The 21,633-nt window shown below is 72.9% G+C and carries 23 protein-coding genes; 10 read left to right on the plus strand and 13 right to left on the minus strand.

Translation table 11 applies throughout. The features are described from left to right. Window positions 1–11 precede the first annotated feature (11 nt). The 3 genes from AB0O19_RS29755 (at window position 12) to AB0O19_RS29765 (ending at window position 1,009) form a co-directional block, all read left to right on the plus strand. Window positions 12–212 carry a hypothetical protein gene (locus tag AB0O19_RS29755; RefSeq protein ID WP_363623929.1) on the plus strand — a complete coding sequence of 67 codons (201 nt, stop codon included), beginning with the start codon at window positions 12–14 and terminating at the stop codon, window positions 210–212. Continuing rightward, on the plus strand, window positions 212–433 hold the full coding sequence (locus AB0O19_RS29760; RefSeq protein WP_363623931.1) for a hypothetical protein: 222 nt from the start codon (window positions 212–214) through the stop codon (window positions 431–433). Before AB0O19_RS29755 ends, AB0O19_RS29760 begins: the two co-directional genes overlap by 1 nt. Window positions 434–508: 75 nt before the next feature. Next, entirely contained in the window at window positions 509–1,009 is a 501-nt protein-coding gene (locus AB0O19_RS29765; protein WP_363623933.1) for an NUDIX domain-containing protein, read from the plus strand. A gap of 62 nt (window positions 1,010–1,071) precedes the next feature. Here AB0O19_RS29765 and AB0O19_RS29770 read toward each other — a convergent pair whose 3' ends face one another. The 5 genes from AB0O19_RS29770 to AB0O19_RS29790 form a co-directional block, all read right to left on the minus strand. Beyond that, the gene (locus AB0O19_RS29770; RefSeq protein ID WP_363589746.1) at window positions 1,072–1,548 is read right to left on the minus strand and encodes a hypothetical protein; all 477 of its coding nucleotides are present in this window, start codon (window positions 1,546–1,548) and stop codon (window positions 1,072–1,074) included. 281 nt (window positions 1,549–1,829) lie between these two features. After that, on the minus strand, window positions 1,830–6,272 hold the full coding sequence (locus AB0O19_RS29775; RefSeq protein WP_363623935.1) for an LPXTG cell wall anchor domain-containing protein: 4,443 nt from the start codon (window positions 6,270–6,272) through the stop codon (window positions 1,830–1,832). Window positions 6,273–6,789: 517 nt separating this feature from the next. Continuing rightward, the gene (locus tag AB0O19_RS29780) at window positions 6,790–7,320 is read right to left on the minus strand and encodes an AAA family ATPase (protein ID WP_363623936.1); all 531 of its coding nucleotides are present in this window, start codon (window positions 7,318–7,320) and stop codon (window positions 6,790–6,792) included. Window positions 7,321–7,365: 45 nt separating this feature from the next. Beyond that, window positions 7,366–8,013, minus strand: a complete 648-nt coding sequence (locus tag AB0O19_RS29785) for an AAA family ATPase (RefSeq protein WP_363623938.1) — start codon at window positions 8,011–8,013, stop codon at window positions 7,366–7,368. A 257-nt stretch (window positions 8,014–8,270) separates the two neighbouring features. Next, window positions 8,271–8,948: a TetR/AcrR family transcriptional regulator gene (locus tag AB0O19_RS29790; protein ID WP_363623940.1), complete on the minus strand. Its 678-nt coding sequence runs from the start codon at window positions 8,946–8,948 to the stop codon at window positions 8,271–8,273. 78 nt (window positions 8,949–9,026) lie between these two features. On the opposite strand from AB0O19_RS29790, the gene AB0O19_RS29795 reads away from it, so the two are divergent. Next, window positions 9,027–10,565 carry an MBL fold metallo-hydrolase gene (locus AB0O19_RS29795; RefSeq protein ID WP_363623942.1) on the plus strand — a complete coding sequence of 513 codons (1,539 nt, stop codon included), beginning with the start codon at window positions 9,027–9,029 and terminating at the stop codon, window positions 10,563–10,565. 100 nt (window positions 10,566–10,665) lie between these two features. On the opposite strand, the gene AB0O19_RS29800 is transcribed toward AB0O19_RS29795, so the two are convergent. Then, window positions 10,666–11,205, minus strand: coding sequence for a DUF6328 family protein (locus AB0O19_RS29800; protein ID WP_363587884.1), 540 nt, complete (start codon window positions 11,203–11,205; stop codon window positions 10,666–10,668). Beyond that, window positions 11,202–11,774: a MarR family transcriptional regulator gene (locus AB0O19_RS29805; RefSeq protein WP_363623944.1), complete on the minus strand. Its 573-nt coding sequence runs from the start codon at window positions 11,772–11,774 to the stop codon at window positions 11,202–11,204. The genes AB0O19_RS29800 and AB0O19_RS29805 overlap by 4 nt, the downstream gene beginning before the upstream one ends. 48 nt (window positions 11,775–11,822) lie before the next feature. Between AB0O19_RS29805 and AB0O19_RS29810 the strand changes: the two genes are divergently transcribed. The 6 genes from AB0O19_RS29810 to AB0O19_RS29835 all read left to right on the plus strand — a co-directional run bounded on the left by AB0O19_RS29810 (window position 11,823) and on the right by AB0O19_RS29835 (window position 17,923). Next, window positions 11,823–12,734 (plus strand): EamA family transporter, encoded by a 912-nt coding sequence (locus AB0O19_RS29810; protein ID WP_363623946.1) that lies wholly within the window; start codon window positions 11,823–11,825, stop codon window positions 12,732–12,734. A gap of 220 nt (window positions 12,735–12,954) precedes the next feature. Beyond that, window positions 12,955–13,851, plus strand: coding sequence for a neutral zinc metallopeptidase (locus tag AB0O19_RS29815; protein ID WP_363623948.1), 897 nt, complete (start codon window positions 12,955–12,957; stop codon window positions 13,849–13,851). Between the two features lie 146 nt (window positions 13,852–13,997). Continuing rightward, a complete protein-coding gene (locus AB0O19_RS29820; protein ID WP_363623950.1) occupies window positions 13,998–14,372 on the plus strand; it encodes a hypothetical protein in 375 nt (124 codons plus the stop codon). A gap of 312 nt (window positions 14,373–14,684) precedes the next feature. Next, window positions 14,685–15,779: a substrate-binding domain-containing protein gene (locus tag AB0O19_RS29825; RefSeq protein WP_363623951.1), complete on the plus strand. Its 1,095-nt coding sequence runs from the start codon at window positions 14,685–14,687 to the stop codon at window positions 15,777–15,779. Window positions 15,780–15,836: 57 nt separating this feature from the next. Continuing rightward, window positions 15,837–16,622 carry an ATP-binding cassette domain-containing protein gene (locus AB0O19_RS29830; RefSeq protein WP_363623953.1) on the plus strand — a complete coding sequence of 262 codons (786 nt, stop codon included), beginning with the start codon at window positions 15,837–15,839 and terminating at the stop codon, window positions 16,620–16,622. Beyond that, entirely contained in the window at window positions 16,619–17,923 is a 1,305-nt protein-coding gene (locus tag AB0O19_RS29835) for a sugar ABC transporter permease (protein ID WP_363623955.1), read from the plus strand. The genes AB0O19_RS29830 and AB0O19_RS29835 overlap by 4 nt, the downstream gene beginning before the upstream one ends. A 128-nt stretch (window positions 17,924–18,051) precedes the next feature. On the opposite strand, the gene AB0O19_RS29840 is transcribed toward AB0O19_RS29835, so the two are convergent. From AB0O19_RS29840 to AB0O19_RS29865, 6 genes are all read right to left on the minus strand, one after another. Then, window positions 18,052–18,900, minus strand: a complete 849-nt coding sequence (locus AB0O19_RS29840) for a helix-turn-helix transcriptional regulator (RefSeq protein WP_363623957.1) — start codon at window positions 18,898–18,900, stop codon at window positions 18,052–18,054. A 37-nt stretch (window positions 18,901–18,937) separates the two neighbouring features. Next, complete coding sequence (locus AB0O19_RS29845) at window positions 18,938–19,399, minus strand: DUF6879 family protein (protein ID WP_363623959.1); 462 nt, start codon at window positions 19,397–19,399, stop codon at window positions 18,938–18,940. Continuing rightward, the gene (locus tag AB0O19_RS29850) at window positions 19,392–19,703 is read right to left on the minus strand and encodes a hypothetical protein (RefSeq protein WP_363624088.1); all 312 of its coding nucleotides are present in this window, start codon (window positions 19,701–19,703) and stop codon (window positions 19,392–19,394) included. Before AB0O19_RS29850 ends, AB0O19_RS29845 begins: the two co-directional genes overlap by 8 nt. 356 nt (window positions 19,704–20,059) lie before the next feature. Then, window positions 20,060–20,629 (minus strand): hypothetical protein, encoded by a 570-nt coding sequence (locus tag AB0O19_RS29855; protein ID WP_363587864.1) that lies wholly within the window; start codon window positions 20,627–20,629, stop codon window positions 20,060–20,062. 14 nt (window positions 20,630–20,643) lie between these two features. After that, the gene (locus AB0O19_RS29860; protein WP_363623961.1) at window positions 20,644–20,886 is read right to left on the minus strand and encodes an ATP-binding protein; all 243 of its coding nucleotides are present in this window, start codon (window positions 20,884–20,886) and stop codon (window positions 20,644–20,646) included. A gap of 20 nt (window positions 20,887–20,906) precedes the next feature. Continuing rightward, window positions 20,907–21,338, minus strand: a complete 432-nt coding sequence (locus AB0O19_RS29865) for an ATP-binding protein (RefSeq protein WP_363623963.1) — start codon at window positions 21,336–21,338, stop codon at window positions 20,907–20,909. Window positions 21,339–21,633 lie beyond the last annotated feature (295 nt).

Raw genomic sequence — 21,633 nt, forward strand, 5'->3', positions numbered from 1 at the left:
AGGTTATTCCCATGGCTGATGCCCAAGTTCCCCGCCTCCACGGCTACGGGGTCCGCTGGGACCCGGAGGGCCGGTGCTACCGGGTGCGGAACGAGACGACGGGGGAGTGGCTGCGCAGCGGCACCTCGGGTGAGCTGGCCTCCTTCTCCTCCTTCTCCGCCGCCTTCAGCGCCTGGCGGGGGTTCGAGGTTCGACGCCGGGTGGGGGCGTGATGGGATCCGCCCTCAACCGCGTCACCGTCCTGGACGACCTGACGGCCGTCCTCGCCCTGGCCGGGGTGAAGTTGCCCTCCGTCGAGGTGGATTGGGAGCACGGCCGCAGGACGGGCTGCTACCTCATCGGCCTCGGCTGCGCCCGCCCGTCCGCACTCCTGCGGGTCGTCGACCTGCTCCGCAAGGGGCTGCGCTACGAGCGCCTGACGCATGACGACTGAACTCCTCGCCCGCCTGCTCTGGTGGGCGGGCTTCTCCCTCCTGCTCCTCGCCGCCCTCAGGAAGTGAACCGCCCGATGCGTGACCCCCGTCTGCTCGCCAAGCCGCCGGTGTGCCGGCTCGGCTGCCTCGTCCTCGTGCGCAACCCGCGCGGCGACGTCCTGCTCGTCGACCCGGACTACATGGACGGCCTCCTCCTCCCCGGCGGCGCCGCCCAGCCCAACGAGCCCCCCAACCTCGCCGCCGCGCGTCACCTCCAGGCCGAGACCGGCCTCAACCTGCGCCTCACGGACGTCCTGGCCGTCGACTTCACCCCGGCCGACCGTTACCTGGAGCGCCTCAACCTGGTCTTCGACGGCGGGACCGTCACCGAGCACGCCGCCGCCCGCCTGACCGTCCCGCCCCGGCACCGCAGCGGCCTGTTCGGCGCCCGCTTCGTCCCCGCCCACGAACTCCCGGACGTCATGGCCCCCGCCCAGGCCGCCCGCGCCGCCGAAGCCCTCGCCAACCGCGCCGTCCCCCTCCTCCTCCACGGCCAACGCACCACCTGCGACGAGAACCGGCCCCCACCGCGGTAGAACGCCGGGCGGCAGCTACCTCGCCGACACCCGAACCCGAACCCGGCCCCGGCAGTGGGCGCTCAGCTGACGCCCCGCAGGACACACAGGGTCCCCTGCGGCGCGTGGAACGCCTGCCGCACCTCCCACGCGCCGCTCTGCCCCGCCTTGACGTTCACCGCCGTGTCGCCGAGGGCGAGCACCGTGGCCTTCGCCGAGGTGAAGTAGACGACGATCCGGTAGTCCGCGTCCCGGCCGCCGGGGTTCACCGCGGTGCCGGCCGCGCGCCAGCCGTCCTTGGTCGCCTCGCAGGTGCCGATGGTGACCTGCTTGCGCTTCTCCTGGTCGTTGGCGACGGACGACGGCGGCGGCAGCGTCGGCTGCTCCAGCACGGCGATCTCACCGCTGCTCGCAGCGTCCTCGGAGGGCGCGGCCGTAGCGGCCTGCACGTCCTGACTGCCACCGCTGTGGGGCTGGCGGCAGCCGGACAGGGCGGCGAGGGCGAGCAGTGCGATGCCGGCGGCGGCACCCGCTCGGGCCTTGTGCTTGGTTTCGCGCATCTCTTACTTCCTTCGGCTGTGGGCGGCGCCAGGAACGATCACACCGGTGTCACCGCAGAGGGGCCCGGCCTGTCTTACCGTGCCGGTGCGGGCGGTGCGGGCTCGGCGGGCCTGGCGGTGGCGGAGGTTCATCCGTTCGGCTGAGGTTCGTCCCGTCGTCCGCCCCTCACCCACGGGCCGGACGGACGACGGACGGACGACGGACGGACGACGGACGGGCACAGAACGGCGGCGGTCCCCGGAGCCCATGCTCCGGGGACCGCCGCCGTCAGCCGTCGTTGCTAGCCGCGACGACGGGTGCGGCGCGTCACCAGCGCCAGCCCGCCGCCGAGGAGCAGGAGACTCCCCGCCAGCCCGGCCAGGTGGGTGTTCGCGCCGGTGCTCGGCAGGTGGCCGTGCGGCGGCTTCGCGGTCACCGTCGCGCTGGACGGCGGGGAGGTCGCCGGCGGACCGGACGGCGGAGTGCCCGTCGCCGTCGAGGTGTTGGTGATCTTCCCGCTGTTCAGGTCGGCCTGTGTGACGGTGTAGGTGGCGGTGCAGGTCACGGACGCGCCGGGGGCGAGCGAGGCGGCGCCTGCCGGGCAGGTCACCACGGGCGCCGTGCCGCTGCCGGAGAACGCCGTCTCGTTCACCGTCACGTCGGTCAGGGTCACGTTCCCGGTGTTGGTCACCAGGAAGCTGTAGTCGACGGTCTGACCCGCGGCCGTGACCGTGGTCGGGGAAGCCGACTTCACCACGGTGAGCGCCGGGGCCGGGGTGTTCGGGACGTTGGTCGAGGACGGCGGGGACGTCGCGGGCGGGCCGGTGGGCGGAGTGCCCGTCGCTGTTGCCGTGTTGGCGACCTTGCCGCCGTTCAGGTCGGCCTGTGTGACGGTGTAGGTGGCGGTGCAGGTCACGGACGCGCCGGGGGCGAGCGAGGCGGCGCCTGCCGGGCAGGTCACCACGGGAGCGGTGCCGCTGCCGGAGAAGGCGGTCTCGTTCACGGTGACGTTGGTGAGGGTGACGTTGCCGGTGTTGGTCACCAGGAAGGAGTAGTGCAGCACCTGGCCGACGGCGGTCAGTTCCGTCGCATCCACCGACTTGACGATGGTGAGCGCCGGGTTGGACGTCGCGGTGACGGTCGCGCTGGACGGCGGTGAGGTTACGGGCGGGCCGGTGGGCGGTGTGCCGGTGGCCGTCGCGGTGTCCGTGATGCTGCCGGCGTTGAGATCAGCCTGTGTGACGGTGTAGGTGGCGGTGCAGGTCACGGACGCGCCGGGCGCGAGGGAGGCGGCGCCTGCCGGGCAGGTGATCACGGGCGGGGTGCCGGTGCCGGAGAAGGCGGTCTCGTTCACCGTCACGTTGGTCAGGGTCACGTTGCCGGTGTTGGTCACCAGGAAGCTGTAGTCCACGACCTGCCCGACGGCCGAAACCGTGGTCGGCGAGGCGGACTTGACGATGGTGAGCGCCGGGGCCGGGGTGTTCGGGACGCTGGTCGAGGACGGCGGGGACGTCACCGGCGGGCCGGTGGGCGGGGTACCTGTCGCCGTCGCCGTGTTGGTGACCTTCCCACTGTCGACATCCGCCTGCGTGACGGTGTAGCTGGCGGTGCAGGTCACGGACGCGCCGGGGGCGAGGGAGGCGGCGCCTGCCGGGCAGGTGATCACGGGCGGGGTGCCGGTGCCGGAGAAGGCGGTCTCGTTCACGGTGACGTTGGTGAGGGTGACGTTGCCGGTGTTGGTCACCAGGAAGGAGTAGTGCAGCACCTGGCCGGCACCGGTCAGTTCCGTCGCATCCACCGACTTCAGGATGGTGAGCGCCGGGTTGGACGTCGCGGTGACGGTCGCGCTGGAGGGCGGTGAGGTCACCGGCGGGCCGGTGGGCGGTGTGCCGGTCGCCGTCGCTGTGTTGGTGATCGAGCCCGCGTTGATGTCGGCCTGCGTCACCGCATAGCTCGCAGTACACGTCACCGACGCGCCGGGCGCCAGCGAGGCCGCGCCGGCCGGGCACGTCACCACCGGCGGGGTGCCGGTGCCGGAGAACGCGGTCTCGTTCACCGTCACGTCGGTGAGGGTGACGTTGCCGGTGTTGGTGACCAGGAAGCTGTAGTTCACGACCTGCCCGACGGTCGAAACCGTGGTCGGGGAGGCGGTCTTCATGATGGTGAGTGCGGGTGCGGGCGTTGCCGTGACGGTCGCGCTGGAGGGCGGTGAGGTCACCGGCGGGCCGGTGGGCGGTGTGCCGGTCGCCGTCGCGGTGTTGGTGATCGAGCCCGCGTTGATGTCGGCCTGTGTGACGGTGTAGGGGGCGGTGCAGGTCACGGACGCGCCGGGGGCGAGGGAGGCGGCGCCTGCCGGGCAGGTGATCACGGGCGGGGTGCCGGTGCCGGAGAACGCGGTCTCGTTCACCGTCACGTCGGTCAGCGTGACGTTCCCGGTGTTGGTGACCAGGAAGCTGTAGTCCACGACCTGCCCGACGGCGGTGACCGTGGTCGGGGACGCGGTCTTCACGATCGTGAGCGAGGGCGTCGCGGGGACCGGGGTGTTGGTGAAGGTGCAGAGCACCATCGGGCTGTTCTTGCCCTCCACCGTGGGCGGGAACGGCAGGTTGAACGTGGTCGCGCCGGTGCCCGAGGCGACCGGGGCGTTGCCGTTGGCGGTGTCGACGCAGTCGTAGGCGGTGGTGTAGTTGGCGAGGCTGCCGGAGGCGGCGGTCTCGGTCAGCGTGTAGGTGGTCCCCGATACGGCGATGACCGGGCCGGCGGGGGGTGTCTGGACGCCGGTGCTGGTGCCGGTCGTGGTGGCGGTGTTGCCCTGGGTGATGCCGCCGCCGGTGATCGCCAGGCCGAACTGGTCGTTCGAGGTGGTCGACTCGGCGAACCGGCCGACGATGTTCTTCTGCAGGGCCAGGGTCGGGTTGGTGGAGCAGGCGCCGAGGTCCACGGACAGGAAGGCGTTGTTGGAGTACGGCGTGGGCCCGGCCGTGATCGCGCCGGTGTTCGGGTTGAGCTGTTCCAGGTAGGTGGTGCTCCCCGAGGCGAACTCGATGTAGAGGTTTCCGGCGTTGTCGAAGGCCGCCCCGTTGAACGAGTTGCCGTTCGGGTTGGGCAGGGTGCTCAGCACCGTGTCGGTCAGCGGCACACCGGTGGCCGACCCCGTGGTGGGGATCGGCCCGGCCACCCGACCGATGGCGGCGTCGGTGCCGACGGAGGAGAGGACGTAGAGGTTGCCGGCCGCGTCGAAGGTGATGTCGCCGTTGGGGCCGGAGGCTCCGGTGACCGGCAGGTCGAACGTGGCGATCACGCCGGGGATCGCGGTGTTGGTGACGGTGTTGAAGCCGTAGAGGGTGGCCACGCCGGGTGTGGTCGCCGTGCCGGGTTCGAAGCTGGCGTAGTAGTAGATGCCGTTGGCCGGGTTCACCGCGCCGGCGACGAAGGAGTCGGTGGTGGCGCCGGCGGATCCGGTGTAGGTGGTCCAGGCCCCGGTGGCCGCGTTGTAGCCGTACACGTTGACGGACCCGGCGACGGTCGGGGTCTGGTCGACCACGTAGGCGGCGGTGCCGCCGTCGGTGATTCCGAGGGCGTTGGTGAAGCCCGACCCGGCGGGGAGCGTGCTGACCGTCGTCGCGGTCACGCTGGATCCGCCGACGGTGCCAGCGGCCAGGGCGAGCAGGGTGCCGGTCGCGGCGGTGGAGGAGCCGCGCTGGATGGCGTAGATCGTGTTGCCCGTGCAGTCCAGGGGGTCGCCGGGTGCCCGGGGCAGGCGGCCGAGCGGGGCGGCGCTCGGCGCGGCGGCCGCGCTGCTCGGGGCGGCCGGTCCGGCCGCTGCGGATGGCGTGGCCTCCGGGGACGGGGCTCCTGGAGCGCTGCTCTGGCCGGTGGGCGTCGAGGCCGCTGACGGGTCGGCCTTCGCCGTCGTGGCGTCGGCGCCGGAATCCTTCCACTCCAGCACGACGAGGCCGTTGCCGCCGTCGCCGCTGTGGCCGCCGCCCTTGGCCGCGTCGGCGCCGGTGTTGGCGCCGTTGACGTCCGTGATGGACGGGGCGAAGCCGCCGAAGGCCGCCCCGGTGACGTACTGGCGCTCGGTCACGTGAGGGGCAAGGCCTTGCGACCCGTCTTCAGGACCGGCCCCGGCAGCACCGGCCCCGGCAGGACCGGCCCCGGCAGCACCGGCGCCGCTCGCGGTCGCGGTCTCAGTCGCGTTCGTGGCCGTGCCGCCGTCGGCTGCCAGCAGGGTGTCCGCGGGGGTGTGGGACTGGCCCGACCGGATGGTGGAGGCGCCGCCGTTGCGGGCCGCCGGGGAGTCTGCGGCGTCGGGGTGCGAGCGCCCGCCCTGGCCCGGTACCACCGTCAGCCGCTGTCCGGCCGTCACCTCCAGCAGCGCGGTCGCGTAGGCGCCGGCAGCGCCCGGCCGGTTCGCGTGCTCGCGGCCGGCCGCGGCGGTGTCGCCGTCGGCGGCCGCACCCGCGCCCCAGGCCTTCGCCCTGATCGAGGAGACCCCGGTGGGGACGGTGAAGTCCTGGTCGCTTCCGGTGTAGGCGAAGGACAGGCAGTCGGTGTAGCCGGCATCCGCCGGGCACGCCTGAGCCGCGTGCGCGGCGGGGGCGGCCAGCAGCGGGACGAGCGGCACCGGCGCCAGCACCAGCACGGCCGCGAGCACTCCGGACCAGCCGCGCCGATTCGGGGCGGCTCTCCCCGGTGCCTCGAAGGCTCGGGCCAAGCCCCAGCGGCGTCTGACTTCGGGCATCGGGGACTCCCCAGGGTGTTCACGGGACGCGTGGATGGCGGCATAAATACGCCATAAGGTGACGAAACGACTATGCCGTATACACCATCCGGGCCGATTCGGCACGCTGGGGAAGTCATCCCGGCGGCCCACAGGGACGGGCCGGCAATGGCGGACGGACCGTCAAGGTACGGCCGTCGGAGTGGCGGTCGACGCCACGGCGATCACGGAGGTCACGGCGCCTCGCCCGCAAGCGGCACCCGGCGCGGGGACCTCCCCCTCGCGCGCTGCCCGCAAACGGACGGCAGGGCGCGGCAGGCCCGCGGAGGCGCCGTCGCGCGAAGCCCGTCGAACGCCTGCGGGAATCCGAACTCGACTGCCACTGTGAGGAGTTGATCCGGCGAACCGCCGGACTCGCTGGCGAACTGTCGACCGCGCCTTGGCGTCATGGTCGGGCAGGCCGTGATCGGGCGCGTCGCGCCCGGCGGCGATGAACGAAGAGACCGTGTCGGACCAGGCCGAGCAGTTCGGGCGTCCGTCAGCCGCCGGCTCCGGTGGCGAAGGCGGCGATGTCGGCCAGCGGCGGGCGGTAGCCGTGGGTGGTGTCCACGTGCAGGTGCGGCGCCGGCAGGGACGGCGGGGTGAAGTCGTCCAGCAGGTTGCCCGGGCCGGGCGGGGTGGCGAGGAGCGCGCGGTCGGCGTGCGCGGCGCGGTGCGGGTGCGTCGTCAGGCGGGTGCGGATCCGGGCGCGGGCCACTGCCGGGTCCACCCGGCAGTGCACGATGCGCAGTTCGGCGTGTTCGGCCAGCGGGCTCAGGCCGGGCCGCCACAGCCGGTCCTGGTACGCGGCCTCCGCCACCACGCTCACCCCCGCGCGCACCAGGACCTCCAGGACGTCGAAGAACGCCGCGCGCACCGCCTCGTCGGGGTTCCCGGCCCGGGTGCCCGCGTGCACCAGGCCCTCCTTCAGCTCGTCCCGGCACACCGCCGGGCAGCCGAGGGCCTGTGCCAGCGCGTGGGCCAGCGTCGTCTTCCCGCTGCCCGGCCCGCCGCTCACCACGATCAGCATCTTGGACCCCTTTCGTCAGGTCAGGCCAGGCCAGGTCGGGCCAGGTCAGGTCAGGGCGCGGAGCAGGCGGTCGGCGAGGGTGGGGTAGGGGCGGCAGTCCAGGACGGGCAGGTGGTGGGTGCGGGCCTGGTCGGCGAGCCAGTGGGAGTAGCGGGCGCTGACGGCGGCGCGGCGCTCCTGCGGGCCGCAGTCGGGTTCCCGCTGGGCGTAGTTGGCGCTGATGCCGGCCGCGTCGCCCTCGTGCAGGAACGCGGCGCGCACGACGCGGCCCCGTCCGGCGGCCTCGGCGGCGGCGCGGGCGGCGGCGGCCGGGGTGAGGTAGTCGCCTTCGACGATCGCGGGCACGTCGACGGTGAGGCGGTTGCGCACCACGCCGAGCAGGGCGTCGTCCAGGGCGCGGGCGGTGGCGATCTGCAGTTCCAGGACGCGGTCGGCGGGCAGCGCGTCGGGGTCGTCGAGGCCGTCGAAGTGGTGCAGGCCGGGGTGGCCCTCGGCGGTGGTGGCGGCGTGCAGGGCGGCGACGACGTCGTCGAACTCGACCACGAACGCGCCGCTGTGCCGGGCGAGTTCGGCGGCGGCGCGGCTCTTGCCGAGGCCGGAGGCGCCGCCGAGCAGCAGGACGTCCCAGGTGGGGGCGCTGCCGTTGCCGTTCCCGTTGCCGCTTCCGCTGCCGTTGTTGTCGTTGCTGTGCATCCGGGCACGGTACCCGCCGCGCGGGGTGGGGCGGTAAGCGGTTTCGGGGGCGGGCGGGCTCTGAGGGGTGAGGGAGCTGTGGGACTTCCTCGCCTGGCCCCCGGCGCCCGACAGCCGGCCCCGGCCCGGTCCCGTCCGTCACCCGCGCCGCGCCCGCCCCCGGCGCGGCGCGGGTGACGGGAGCGGGCGGCGGGAGGCGGAAGCGGGCGGCGGGCGTACGGACGGTCCCGGCGGCGTCGGGCCTCAGGCGTCAGTTGTCAGGCGCCGCGCGGCGGCCCGAAGCCGGCGGCGAGCACGGCGAGCCTGGCCAGCAGGGCGTCGGCGAGCGGGAAGGCGGCGTCGCTGGCCAGCCAGCGGCTCAGGGCGGTCGCGTAGCAGTCGAAGACGAGGTCGGCGACGGCGGTCGGGTCGAGGTCGGGGCGGATCTCGCCGCGCTGCCGGCCGCGGGTGACGGTGGCGAGGATCGCGCGCGGGGTGACGGCGCCCAGGCCGAAGGCGGCGTGTAGGACCCCGCTGTCATGGAGTTCCTTGGCCAGCGCGTAGTCCTGCTCGTTGAGCCGCGCGAGGGCGCGGAGCTCGTCCGCCAGCGCCTCGACGACCGGTCCGCCGTCGGCCGCGTCCGCCGCCTCCTGCCGGTCCAGCAGCTCGTGGCGCTGCCGGACCCAGGCGGTGACGAAGTCCTCCTTGCGGCGGAAGTGGTTGAAGGCCGTCTGGCGGCCGGTGTCGGCGCGTTCGGCGATGTGGTCGTAGGTGGTGGCCGCGTAGCCGTGGGCGGCGAACAGGTCGAGGGCGGCGGCCAGCAGCCGTTCGCGGGTGGCGCTGCGGCGCTGCCCGCGCCGGTCCTGTCCGGCTGGCCCGTCCGGCCGGCCCTGCCCGCCCTGGGGTCCGGCCGGTTCCTGCGGTGCCGCGGGTTCCTGAGGTGCTGTCGGTCTCACACACCGAGTGTACTTGAATCCAATTTGGTACTGGAGTACATATTGGTACTCCAGTACACCTACTGAGGAGGTCAAGCGATGGCCGTCCCCTTCACCCTGGGCCTGCACGCGATCGCCGAGGACACCTACGCCTACCTGCAACCCAGCGGCACCTGGGGCTTCAGCAACGCCGGGCTGATCGTCTCCGGCGGCGAAGGGCTGCTCGTCGACACCCTGTTCACCGTCCCGCAGACCCGCACCATGCTGGAGACGATGACGCGGGCCCTGCCCCGGCTCGCCATCCGCACCCTGGTCAACAGCCACAGCGACGGCGACCACTGGTGGGGCAACCAGCTGCTCCCGGACGCCGAGATCCTCGCCTCCGAGGCCGCCGCGGCCCACATGCGCGGTGAGCGCCTGCACGAGCTGCTCGTCTCCCCGGGCGACATCCCGCTCCCTCGGGTCGCCGAACGGATGCGTGAGGCCTTCGACTTCACCGGCATCACCCCGACCCCGCCGACCCGCACCTTCAGCGGCGAACTGGAGGTCGCGGTGGGCGGGCGCAGCGTCCGGCTGATCGAGGTCGGCCCGGCCCACACCGCCGGTGACGTGCTGGTCCACGTCCCGGACGCGGGCGTGCTGTTCACCGGGGACATCCTGTTCGTCGGCGGCCACCCGGTGGTCCACAGCGGTCCGGTGTCGGGCTGGATCGCGGCCTGCGACCTGATCCTCGGCCTGGACGTGGAGACGATCGTGCCCGGGCACGGGCCGGTCGTCGGCAAAACGGAGGTCCGTGCCTTCCGCGACTACCTGGAACGGCTCCACGACCACGCCGTGCGCGCGCACCGGGCCGGCCTGCCCGTCCTCCGGGCGGCCCGGGAGATGGACCTGGACGGCTTCGCCCACTGGGCCGACCCCGAGCGGCTGGTGCTCAACGTCGGCGCCGTCTACCGCGAGCTCAACGGCGACGGCACCCCCGACGAGCTGGAGCTGATGGGTCGTCTCGACCACTACACGGCGCCGTACCCCGAGCCGCACGCCGCCCCGCGCCCCGCCGGCGCGGCCCCGAGGCTCGCGCCGCGGCCCGCCTCCGAGGTCGCCGCCCTGGCCGGACGACTGTCGGGCCCCGCGGCGCAGGTCCTCGCCGGCGGCGCCGGGCCGCTGGCGGGCCGTCCGGTGCTCAACGTCCTGGCGACCATCGGCCACCACCCCGACCTGCTGGTCGCCCTGGTGCCCCTGCTCACCCAGCTCGCCCAGGGCCTGCTCCCGCCCCGCGAACGGGAACTGGCGATCCTGCGCACCGCCCACCGCACCGGCTGCGCCTACGAGTGGCACCACCACGCCCGACTCGGCGCCGCCGCCGGCCTGACCGGGCCCGAGATCGCCCGCGTCCTCGGCGGGCCGGACGCCCCCGGCTGGAGCGAGGGCGACCGGGCGCTGCTGCGGGCCGTGGACGAGCTGTGCGGGGACCACGCGCTCTCCCCGGCCACCTGGCGCGAGCTGGCCGCCCGCCACTCCACCCCGCAGCTGCTGGAACTGCTCGCCCTCGTCGGCGCCTACGCGCTGGTCGTGGGCATCGTCAACAGCTGCGGCGTCCCCCTCGACGACTGGCTCACCCCGCCCGTGGCGGCGGGCTGACCGTCGCCGACCGCCTTGTGGGGGAGCGGAGTTCACCACACGGCGCGCACGTGCCCGCGCCCGCCGGACGCGGCGCCGTGCCCGGTCCGGCGCGCCCGGGTCAGTCGTCGTGCAGCGGGCGGCGCACCGCCCAGGGCAGGACGAACCACAGCCCGGCGAAGATCAGCGCGACGACGGAGGTGATGGCCAGGGCCGTGGCGGTCCCGAGCACGACGTCCAGGACGAGCAGCACGGCGCCGGTGAGCGCGCAGGCGAGCAGCATCAGGCCCAGCTGGGCGATGTGGGCGGAGACCTTGACGATCCGCGCCTTGCCGGGGTGGCGGAACAGCCCGCGGTGCAGCGCCACCGGGGTGGCGAACACGGCCGAGGAGATGACGGCCAGCAGCAGGGTGGTGACGTAGACGTCCTGCTGGCCGTCGGTGAGGGTGGCGAAGCGCGGGGTGAAGGCGACCCCGAGCAGGAACGCGAACACGATCTGCACGCCGGTCTGCAGCACCCGCAGCTCCTGCAGCAGTTCCACCAGCCGCCGGTCGGCCCGGGCCCCCGGGCTCTCCGGGCTGCCGGACGGCGACGGCTGGGGCGGCTGGGGCTGCGGTCCGGGCTCGGGTTCGGGCTGGGACGGCGGCGGAGTGCTGGTCATGCGTCACATTCTGCTGGCCCGCCGCCCGGTGCGGTGCCGTCCAGGCGGTGCTGCCAGGCGGTGAGGAGGGCCTGCAGGGCGGCGGCCTCCTCGGGGGACAGGAGGGCGAGCAGGCGGTGCTCGTTGCGCATGTGGGCGGTGAACGCCTCGTCGATCAGCCGCAGGCCGGCGTCGGTGAGGGCGACGAGGCGCCCGCGCCGGTCGCCCTCGGCGAGGCGGCGGGTGACCAGCCCGGCGCGTTCGAGGCGGTCGATCCGCTTGGTCATCGCGCCGGTGGTGACCATGGTGTGGGCGGCGAGCTCCCCGGGGGCCCGCTCGTAGGGGGCGCCGGCCCGGCGCAGCGCGGCCATGACGTCGAACTCGCCCTCGCCGAGGCCGTAGCGGGAGTAGACCAGGGCGAGTTCGCCGGTCAGCCGGGCGGCGAGGCGGTGCAGGCGGCCGATGACGGCCAGCGGGGAGACGTCGAGGTCGGGGCGTTCGCGCCGCCACTGGGCCTGGATCAGCGCCACGTGGTCGGCGTCCGCGCCCGGCGGGGAGGGCGTCCGGGGGTGCTGCTGGTGGTGCTCCATGGAGCCATCCTACCGCCAGTACCTTCCCGGGAAGGTATATTGCCTTCCATGGAAGCCAATCTGCGGTGGGTGCTGCTGACCGCGGTCGCGCCGCTCGCCTGGGGCGCCAACTACTACGTCACCCACGCCTACCTGCCCGCCGACCGGCCCCTGTGGGGCGCGGCCCTGCGCGCCCTGCCCGCCGGACTGGTCCTGCTCGCCCTGTCCCGCCGCCGCCCGCGCGGGCCCTGGTGGTGGCGCAGCGCCCTGCTCGGACTGCTGAACGCCGCGGTGTTCTTCGTCCTGCTCTACCTCGCCTCCCAACTGCTGCCCACCAGCACCGCCGCCACCGTCATGGCCGCCTCCCCGCTGGCGATGCTGCTCACCGCCTGGGCGCTGGCCGGGCAGCGCCCGCACCGCGCCCACCTGGTCGGCGCGGTGGTGGGCCTGGGCGGGGTGGCGCTGACGCTGTTCGGCGCGGGCGGCGCGGGCGGCGCGGTCAGCGGGGCGGGGCTGGCGGCGTCGGTGGCGGCGATGCTGGTCTCCTGCGTCGGCTACGTGCTGGCCGCCCGCTGGCGCGAGGGCGCGGACCCACTGGCCGTCACCTCCTGGCAGCTGACCGCCGGAGGCCTGATGCTGCTGCCCCTGGCCGCCGCCGTGGAGGGCGCGCCCCCGGCGATGGACGCCCGCACGCTCCCGGCCTTCGGCTACGTCGCCCTGGTGGCCACCGCCCTCGCCTTCGCCCTCTGGTTCGCGGGCCTGCGCCACCTGCCGGCCGGCACGGTCGGGCTGCTCGGCCTGCTCAACCCGCTCGCCGGCGTCCTGCTGGGCGCCGGCCTCGCGGGGGAGGGGCTCGGCGCGCGCCAGGTGTGCGGGCTGGCCCTGGTCCTGGCCGGCGTCCTGCTCGGCCGCCCCCGCGAGGTCGCCCGCCCTGCCGAGGCCTCCGTCGCGGTCGAATCCTGCACCCGCGTCGAGAGTTGATGATCCGTCAGTCCAGCAGTCGGGTCAGGTGGTGGTCCAGGACGGCGCGCCCGGCCCCGCCCCCGCCCGGCCCCGCCCCCGCCCGGCCCCGCCGCCGTCCGGCCCCGCCGCCCCCGCCCCCGCTGCGCCGCGCCGGCGCCCGCTGCCCGTAGGCTGGGCGGGCCGTCACCGGCACAGACCGTCACCAGTACTGACAAACACGACAGAATCGGGCAGGGGCATGCAGTTCGACGACCAGGGCGACCTCGACACCTCGCAGGTGGACGACCGGCGCGGGATCCCGGGCGGGAAGGTCGCCATCGGCGGCGGGGCGGTGGGCCTGATCGTCGTGCTGTTCGCGGTCGTCCTGGGCGTGGACCCCCAGCTGCTGGGCCTGTCCTCCGGCGGCGGCTCCACCACCTCCAGCGGCGCGCACACCGCCGGCGAGGTGCAACAGGCCTGCAAGACCGGCGCGGACGCCAACCGGCGCCAGGACTGCCGGATCGTGGCGGTCACCAACAGCGTGCAGGAGTTCTGGCGCGCCGAACTGCCCAAGCGCACGGGCACCGCGTACCGCAACGCCGAGACGGTGCTGTTCACCGGTCAGGTCTCCACCGCCTGCGGCCCGGCGACCTCCGCCGTCGGCCCGTTCTACTGCCCCGGCGACCGGAAGGCCTACTTCGACCTCGGCTTCTTCAACGAGCTCTCGGCCCGCTTCGGCGCCAAGGGCGGGCCCTTCGCCGAGTCCTACGTCGTCGCCCACGAGTACGGCCACCACATCCAGAACCTCCTCGGCACCATGCAGAAGGTGGGCAGCGACCGCCAGGGCGCCAACAGCGCCTCCGTGAAGCTGGAACTCCAGGCCGACTGCTACGCAGGGGTGTGGGCGCACCACGCCACCACCACCCCGCAGCCCTCCACCGGCCGGCCGCTGATCGCCTCCCTCACCGACCAGGACATCGCCCAGGGCCTGGACGCGGCCGCGGCCGTCGGCGACGACCGGATCCAGCAGCAGGCCACCGGCCGGGTCAACCCGGAGAGCTGGACCCACGGCTCCTCCGACCAGCGCAAGACCTGGTTCACCACCGGCTACCGCACCGGCGACCTCGCCCAGTGCGACACCTTCGGCAAGCTCTAGCCCGGTGAGCCGGCGAACCGGCTCCCGGAGTGCGGCGGCGCGCCCCTGTCAGATGTCAGGGACCGCCGCCGCGCCCGCGTTCCTAGGCTGCTGAGCACCGGCCGGACCCCACGTCAGGCCGCTCACCAGCCAAGGGAGAACCATCCATGCGCAGGATCACCCACGCCGTCGCCGCCCTCGCCCTCGCGACCGCGGCCCTGACCACCCTGACCACCCTGGGCGCCGGCAGCGCCGGCGCCGCCGACGGCTCCTGGGCGGGCTGTCCGTACGGGGCGGTCTGCGTCTACCCGCAGAACCAGAACCCGGCCTCGGCCCCGAGCGAGGTGTACTGGAGCTACGGCGCGCACAACCTGAGCAACCAGTACGGCAACCACTGGGTCCTCAACAACCAGTCCGGCGGCGCCCACGCCCACCTGTGCCGGAGCTCGGGCGGCGGCAGCTGCGTCTACGACATCCCGGCGCAGAACGGCGTCTGGTACGACCTGGGCCCGATCAACTCGATCACCCTCGACCGCCCCTGACGCGTCGTCCCTGACGCACCGGTACCACCTCCGCACGGGGGCGCCCGCCACACGGGGGACGGCGGGCGCCCCGCCTTCCTGACACTCCGACAGGTTGATCGACTCTTGAACGGCGGGCCCCGCAACGGGCGCCGCCGTTCCGTCATTTGGAGCTTCCTCCAGGTTTCAACTCCCCGTCAGTGTTCATGAAGATAACGAGTAGAGGCGCATCTCCCGCAGTCTGAATTTACTTATTGACGTCATGTACGCGTTCAGGTTTAACTCCCCCCACCCCGCCGCAGAGCCGCGGCGACGTCAGGGAGAGGCACCCCCATGAACGCAGCACTGCGTCGCGTCCTCATCGCCACCACCGGCATCTCACTGGCCCTGTCCATGGCCGCCTGCGGCAAGGCGGGCGGCGACAAGAAGGACGCGGCCGCCTCCGGAGACGGCAAGTCCATCGGGCTGCTCCTACCCGAGAACGCCTCCTCCACCCGCTACGAATCCTTCGACCGTCCCTTCGTCGAGGCCAAGGTCGCCGCCCTGTGCGCGGACTGCAAGGTCCTGTACAACAACGCCGAGGGCAGCGCCGCCAAGCAGAAGCAGCAGTTCGACACCCTCCTCGCCCAGGGCGTGAAGGTGATCATCCTGGACCCCTACAACGCCAAGTCCACCCAGGGCTGGGTCCAGGAGGCCGCCGCCAAGGGCGTCAAGGTCGTCGCCTACGACCGCCTGGCCACCGGACCGGTCGCCGCCTACGCCTCCTTCGACAACGAGAAGGTCGGCGAACTCCAGGGCCAGGCCCTGGTCGACGCCCTCGGCCCGCAGGCCGCCGACGCCAACGTCGCCATGATCAACGGCGACGAGGCCGACCCCAACGCCGCCGACTTCAAGACCGGCGCCCACAAGATCCTCGACACCAAGGTCAAGAAGATCGTCTACGAGCAGTCCGGCCAGTGGGACCCGACCGTCGCCGGCCAGAAGATCGGCGCCGCCGTCACCCAGCTCGGCAAGAACGGCTTCCAGGCCGTCTACTCCGCCAACGACGGCATGGCCGGCGCCATCATCACCCAGCTCCAGGGCGCCGGCATCAAGGTCCCCGTCGGCGGCCAGGACGCCGGCCTCGACGCGATCCAGCGCATCGTCAACGGCGACCAGGCCTTCACCATCTACAAGGCCTACCGCCCGCTCGCCGACTCCGCCGCCGAACTGGCCGTCGCCCTCCTCAAGGGCAAGGACGTCAAGGCCGTCGCCACCGCCACCGTCGACAGCGCCACCGACAAGGCCATCCCCGCCAAGTTCCTGGACGCCAAGGTCGTCACCAAGGCCAACATCGCCACCACGGTCGTCGCCGACGGCCTCTACAAGGTCTCCGACATCTGCACCGCCGACTACGCCGCCGCCTGCGCCGCCGCCGGCCTCAAGTAGCCCGGCCCCGCCCCGCTCGACCCGGGTCCAAGTCCACCACCGCAGAAGAAGGTTCATGTGACAGGCGCACCCGTCCTCCAGCTGCGCTCGGTCTCCAAGCGCTTCGGTGCCGTCCAGGCCCTCACCGATGTCGGCCTCGACGTGCACACCGGTGAAGTCCTCGCCCTCGTCGGAGACAACGGCGCCGGCAAGTCCACCCTCGTCAAGACCATCGCGGGCGTCCACCCCGTCGACGAGGGCACCATCACCTGGCACGGCGAGCCCGTGCGCCTGACCCGCCCCCAGGACGCCCAGGCCCTCGGCATCGCCACCGTCTACCAGGACCTCGCCCTGTGCGACAACCTCGACGTCATCGCGAACCTGTTCCTCGGCCGCGAGAAACGCCGCCGAGGGCTCCTGGACGAGGTCGCCATGGAGCGGCACGCCCGCGAACTCCTCGACACCCTCGCCATCCGCATCCCCGACGTGCGCACCCCCGTCGCCGCGCTCTCCGGCGGCCAGCGCCAGGTCGTCGCCATCGCCCGCGCCCTGGTCGGCGAGCCCGCCCTCGTCATCCTGGACGAGCCCACCGCCGCCCTCGGCGTCGAACAGACCGCCCAGGTCCTCGACCTCGTCGAGCGGCTGCGCGAACGCGGCCTGGCCGTCGTCCTCGTCAGCCACAACATGGCCGACGTGCGGGCCGTCGCCGACACCGTCGCCGTCCTGCGGCTGGGCCGCAACAACGGCGTCTTCCCCGTCGCCGGCACCACCCAGGAGCAGATCGTCTCCGCCATCACCGGAGCCACCGACAACGCCCACGCCCGGCGCCAGGCCCGCCACACCGAGGAGGAGGACGCCGCATGACCACGCCCAGCACCCCCGCCGACACCCCCGCGGCCCCCGGCACCGACCCCGTGGCCCCCGGCACCGACCCCGTGGCCCCCGGCGCCGACCCCCGCCTGCACACCCGGGCCGCCGGCCCCGCCGGCTACCTGGACGCCGCGCGCCGGCGCCTGGCCGCCGGCGAACTCGGCTCCCTGCCCGTCGTCGTCGGCCTCATCCTGATCGCCGTCATCTTCCAGTCCGTCACCGGCCACTTCCTCCAGGCCGACAACCTCACCAACATCACCCGCTTCATCGCCGGCCCCGGCCTCATCGCCGTGGGCGTCGTCTTCGTCCTCCTCCTCGGCGAGATCGACCTCTCCCTGGGCTCCGTCGCCGGCGCCAGCGCCGCCCTCGCCGCCGTCCTCGCCGTGCGCCAGGGCGTCGCCGAATGGCTCGCCGTGCTCGCCGCCCTCGCCGCGGCCACCGTCATGGGCCTGCTGCACGGCCTCTTCTTCGCCCGCGTCGGCGTCCCCGCCTTCGTCGTCACCCTCGCCGGCATGCTCACCTGGAGCGGCCTGCAGGAGTACGTCCTGGGCGACCTCGGCACCGTCAACAACCGCCACGGCGGCCTCATCGCCACCCTCGACACCACCTTCCTCGGCGATGGCGACATCGCCTACGCCTGGGCCCTGGCGGTCCTCGCCCCCGCCCTCTACCTGCTCGCCCACCTGCGCACCGCCCGCCGGCGCACCGCCGCCGGCCTCACCGCCCGCCCCACCGCCGACACCGTGGTGCGCACCGGCGCCCTGGCCGTGCTCACCCTCGCCACCGCCTACGCCCTCAACCAGGACCGCGGCCTGCCGCTGCCCCTGGTCGTGCTGGTGGGCGTCGTCGTCCTCACCGACTTCGTCCTGCGCCGCACCTCCTACGGGCGCCAGATCTTCGCGGTCGGCGGCGGCGTGGAGGCCGCCCGGCGCGCCGGCGTCAACGTGGCCCGGGTGCGGATCTCCGTCTTCATGCTGTCCGCGTTCCTGGCCGGCCTGGGCGGGCTGTTCTACGCCTCCCAGCAGGGCTCCGCCGACAAGCAACTGGGCGGCGGCAACGTCCTGATGAGCGCGATCGCCGCCGCCGTCATCGGCGGCACCAGCCTCTTCGGCGGCCGCGGCAAGACCTGGTCCGCGCTGCTGGGCATCCTGGTGATCCAGTCCATCACCACCGGCCTGGACATGGTCCACGCCGCCCAGGCCATCCAGTACATGATCACCGGCGCCGTCCTGCTCGCCGCCGTCGTCCTGGACTCCCTCTCCCGCCGCACCCGCACCACCGCCGCCCGCACCTAGCCAAGCCGAAAGACCCGGGCCCCCGTTTCCTGGCCTGGCGCCCCGCCGCATCGCGGGGCGCCAGGCCAGGAAACGCGCGGCCGCCCCGCCCGAGGAGCCCGGCGCCGGCGAGGCCCCCGCGCACGGATTCACCCGAGGGCGGCTAGTGCCGACGTGATGAGCGCACGTGCCCGGGCACCGTAGACCGCGAGGCGCTGCAACTCGCCGAACGCCCGGGTGTAGTCAGCGATCTCGCGGGGCTGGGTGACGTTGACCTCAGCTGTCAACGTCTCCACGACAGCATGCCGATCGTCGTACAGGTAGAACGCTTCGAGGGGCCACATGCGGCGCTGTGCGGTGGATGGGATGACCCCCAGCGACAGCGATGCCAGCGGCATCACCGCCAGCAGATGGCCTAGTTGACCGGCCATGGTCTCCGCGTCGCCGATCCGGGAGCGGAGCACCCATTCCTCCATCAGCACAGCGAACCTGTGCCTGCCCTCGTTCAGGAGTCGTCCTCTCGCCACCCGTGCGGCAACGGCGTCGGCCACGTCATCAGGGGTCCCCTGGAACTCCGTGATGGAGCGCATCAGGGCGGTTGCGTACCCGGGCGTCTGGAGGAAGCCGGGAACGACATTGGAGACGTACGTCCGGCACAACTCCGCCCGCTCGTGGAGCGTGTAGAAGTCCTCCTGCACCTGGCGCATCCCTGCACGGTGCAGCCGACGCCACTCCATGTACATCGACTCGACCGCTCTCGACGTGGCGATCAGGTCGTCCGACTGGTCAGCCGCTGTGCAAGCAGTGCACCATGCCCGAATGTCGGAGTCAGACGGAGGGGTTCGCGCACTCTGGATGCGGGAGACCTTCGAAGGGTTCCACCCGCACCGGAACGCCAGCTGCCTACCCGTCAGGCCGGCAGCCTTGCGGAGATCGACAAGGCGGTTGGCAAGGGCAAGACGCGCCGCTTGCGCGCTTGATGACGGAGACGTCGGCATAGGTCTGGCGGTCCGGTGCTCGCAGGGTAAGGGCGGGTCAGACGCTGTACTCGTCGTGCGGGGTGCCACGTTCCCACACAGCCTCGAACGCGGAGGAGACGAGACGAACCGTCGCGGAGTCCTCGGAGAAGGCGAACCCGGGCTCGGCCCAGTCGCCGTACCCCGTGAAGAAGTGGAACAGCACCAGCTTGTCGTCGATCAGCCAGAAGTCGTTCCCCGGCAGCGCGATGTTCGACGTCTGACTCCTCGGCAGCCACCGAACCAGTTCTCCGGCCGCCAGGTTCATCGGGGTAACCGCGTGCTCCCACCGGATGTAGTCGGTCACCGGCTCGGACACGATCCGGGCCCGCCGCATGACCACGCCACGACCGACCGTCTCGCGGACGAGTCCCAGCCACTCGGGCCACCACGAAGCTTCGGGGTCCAGCTCGATCTCGCCGGTGCGGGCGAAGCGGTCGATCTCCTCCGCCTCGTCGCCCACGGCGTAGGCGTCACGCATCTCCAGATGAACTGCGGTCCTCTGAGTGCTCCTCAGCAGCGTGGCGAAGTCGGGCACGTTCGACACGTTCGACAGCCTCCTTCAGGATCGGCGCCATGCGGGCCGGGATACGGATCACGGACTCATGAGCGGGAATCCCGAGCGTGTGGCCGGGAACCCACTCGGTCCCTGCGATCTTCTCGCAGAGGGCGTCATCGGCCGTCCAACTCTGCACGACGATCTCCTCCGCCTCGTCCTCGACCCACACGGTAGGCGAGCCTCCGCCGCCCGTGCTGGGGTCGATGCCCACAAAACCTAGTGCCATGACGATCTCCAACGTCTGTGGAGTTGCAGGGACGTGCACCACCGTCAGCCCTGCGAGTCAGAAGCACAACCCCGCATGCACGAAATTGCACGAACCCGGGCAGAGCCACACCTCTGACACCCCTCCACGCAAGAGGAGCCGGACTTGTCCCACGGCCGGCGGGCCCTTGGGCCTGTTGGATTCCAACAGGCCCAGAACGCACGAAAGGCCCCTAGAAACCGCCGTGTGGTGCCGAGGCGAGTGGAAGTGGAGGGTGTCGGCGGATGGCGGCCCTGAGGTCCGGCTGACCTGGACGAGCCGACCGCGCTGCGCAGGAAGTCGGCGGGCCCGACTTCCTGCGCACGGTGGGGTGTTGCTCAGGAGCGGGTGGTTCGGGCGGCGCGGTCTCGGCAGTGGGCGAGGGCGTGCTTGATGCGGATGTCGGCGGTGGGGGCGGCGACGAGGAGTTCGCCGGCGTCGACGAGGGCGGTCCAGTAGTGGGCGGGGTCGCCGACGGTAGGGCGGGGGCGGGCGGCGGTGAGGGAGAGGTAGGCGGCGGTGAGGTTCCCGGTGGTGAACCAGCGGGCCAGGCCGTGCTGGTGGCCGGCGCGGATGCCACCCATGGCGTCGATGGCGGCCAGGAAGAGGTCGACAACGGCGAGTTCGGTGGCGTCGAGGGGCTTGGGGATGTCGAAGACGCCGAGGGCTTCGAGGAGTTCGCCGGTGTCGGCCTCGGAGCCGGGGCGGGGGTTGGCGAGCAGGGCGTCGTAGCAGTCGTCGAGGCGGAGTTGGGTGTCGGTGAGGGGGATGCCGAGGGCCAGACAGACGGCGCGGGCGGAGGGCAGCGGCTTGCGGGTGCGGCGGGAGAGGAGGGCGTAGGTCTCGGCAGGGGTCCTGCCGCGGGAGAGGACGTGTCGGGCGAGGGCGGTCAGGGAGGGCTGGTGCATGGGGAGTCGGTCTTTCAGACGGTGGTGAGGGAGGAGGGGGCGATGCGGGCCCAGACGAACTTGCCGATGCTGCCAGGGCGGTTGGCGCAGCCCCAGTGTTCGGCGAGTTCGTCGACGAGGAACTGGCCGCGTCCGTGTTCGTCGTCCGGGGCGACCGCCCGGACGGCGAGTGGCTGGTGCTGGCGTCGTGGACCTCGATGCAGGTCGAGGCAGGTGGGGCGCCCGGCCACCAGCAGGACCTTCATGGTGTTTCCCACCGGATCGTGCTGCTGCCGGTTCACTGTGTGGTCCTGAGCTTGAGGTCGGCGTGGACGGTCTTGCCGTCGGACATGAGGGCGGCGCCCCAGTGGCCCCGGGTGAGCTTGTGTACGAGGTCGAGGCCCCGGCCGCCCTCGGCGTTCGGACCGGCGTCGACCCTCACAGGCAGGATCCGGCAGCCGTCGGTCACCCCGATCCGCACGTCCCTGCCGGTGATCGAGACGATCTCGACGCTCATCGTGAGCTGGCAGCCGGTCTTACTGGCGTTGCCGACGAGCTCGGAGACGATCAGCTCGGCGTCGTCGGCCAGGTCCTCCAAGCCCCACTTGACCAGCACTGTCCGGACCAGGTGGCGGGCTGTCGAAGCCGATTCGGGTCGGTAGGGCAGGTGGACGGCCTGCCGCCTCTCGCCGCCCACCAGGGCCGGGGTGGAGGCAACGGTCGTGTTCACGCCGCCTTCCATCGCCGAAGAGCGAGCAGACGGACAACGTGCGAGGGCCTACCAGTGGCGATCACGGCGCGACTCCGGAAAGAGAGCTGGTGATGGGAGGTTTGGCCGGCGCCAGGCCCACGTGGGACGCGGCCCGGTGCCGGGCATCCGCCCCGAGGGGCGGGCGGCTTGCATCCAGTGAACGGCCATCACGAGACGGGTGGTGAGGCAAAGTCGGCGGCGTTCTGGTCGGATCCCAGCCGGAAAACTTGACCGTCCCATTGCCTGGTCGCCTGCATGGCAGGTGATGGCGCGG

Origin of the sequence: Kitasatospora sp. NPDC091276, from assembly GCF_040684355.1 — a bacterium.
Lineage (GTDB): Bacteria > Actinomycetota > Actinomycetes > Streptomycetales > Streptomycetaceae > Kitasatospora.

Excerpts from the sequence above, each read along its gene's own strand:
- AB0O19_RS29755 (WP_363623929.1), top strand. The coding sequence starts at position 12 with ATGGCTGATGCCCAAGTTCCCCGCCTCCACGGCTACGGGGTCCGCTGG.
- AB0O19_RS29760 (WP_363623931.1), top strand. The coding sequence starts at position 212 with ATGGGATCCGCCCTCAACCGCGTCACCGTCCTGGACGACCTGACGGCC.
- AB0O19_RS29765 (WP_363623933.1), top strand. The coding sequence starts at position 509 with ATGCGTGACCCCCGTCTGCTCGCCAAGCCGCCGGTGTGCCGGCTCGGC.
- AB0O19_RS29770 (WP_363589746.1), bottom strand. The coding sequence starts at position 1,548 with ATGCGCGAAACCAAGCACAAGGCCCGAGCGGGTGCCGCCGCCGGCATC.
- AB0O19_RS29775 (WP_363623935.1), bottom strand. The coding sequence starts at position 6,272 with ATGCCCGAAGTCAGACGCCGCTGGGGCTTGGCCCGAGCCTTCGAGGCA.
- AB0O19_RS29780 (WP_363623936.1), bottom strand. The coding sequence starts at position 7,320 with ATGCTGATCGTGGTGAGCGGCGGGCCGGGCAGCGGGAAGACGACGCTG.
- AB0O19_RS29785 (WP_363623938.1), bottom strand. The coding sequence starts at position 8,013 with ATGCACAGCAACGACAACAACGGCAGCGGAAGCGGCAACGGGAACGGC.
- AB0O19_RS29795 (WP_363623942.1), top strand. The coding sequence starts at position 9,027 with ATGGCCGTCCCCTTCACCCTGGGCCTGCACGCGATCGCCGAGGACACC.
- AB0O19_RS29800 (WP_363587884.1), bottom strand. The coding sequence starts at position 11,205 with ATGACCAGCACTCCGCCGCCGTCCCAGCCCGAACCCGAGCCCGGACCG.
- AB0O19_RS29805 (WP_363623944.1), bottom strand. The coding sequence starts at position 11,774 with ATGGAGCACCACCAGCAGCACCCCCGGACGCCCTCCCCGCCGGGCGCG.
- AB0O19_RS29810 (WP_363623946.1), top strand. The coding sequence starts at position 11,823 with ATGGAAGCCAATCTGCGGTGGGTGCTGCTGACCGCGGTCGCGCCGCTC.
- AB0O19_RS29815 (WP_363623948.1), top strand. The coding sequence starts at position 12,955 with ATGCAGTTCGACGACCAGGGCGACCTCGACACCTCGCAGGTGGACGAC.
- AB0O19_RS29820 (WP_363623950.1), top strand. The coding sequence starts at position 13,998 with ATGCGCAGGATCACCCACGCCGTCGCCGCCCTCGCCCTCGCGACCGCG.
- AB0O19_RS29825 (WP_363623951.1), top strand. The coding sequence starts at position 14,685 with ATGAACGCAGCACTGCGTCGCGTCCTCATCGCCACCACCGGCATCTCA.
- AB0O19_RS29835 (WP_363623955.1), top strand. The coding sequence starts at position 16,619 with ATGACCACGCCCAGCACCCCCGCCGACACCCCCGCGGCCCCCGGCACC.
- AB0O19_RS29840 (WP_363623957.1), bottom strand. The coding sequence starts at position 18,900 with ATGCCGACGTCTCCGTCATCAAGCGCGCAAGCGGCGCGTCTTGCCCTT.
- AB0O19_RS29845 (WP_363623959.1), bottom strand. The coding sequence starts at position 19,399 with ATGCGTGACGCCTACGCCGTGGGCGACGAGGCGGAGGAGATCGACCGC.
- AB0O19_RS29850 (WP_363624088.1), bottom strand. The coding sequence starts at position 19,703 with ATGGCACTAGGTTTTGTGGGCATCGACCCCAGCACGGGCGGCGGAGGC.
- AB0O19_RS29855 (WP_363587864.1), bottom strand. The coding sequence starts at position 20,629 with ATGCACCAGCCCTCCCTGACCGCCCTCGCCCGACACGTCCTCTCCCGC.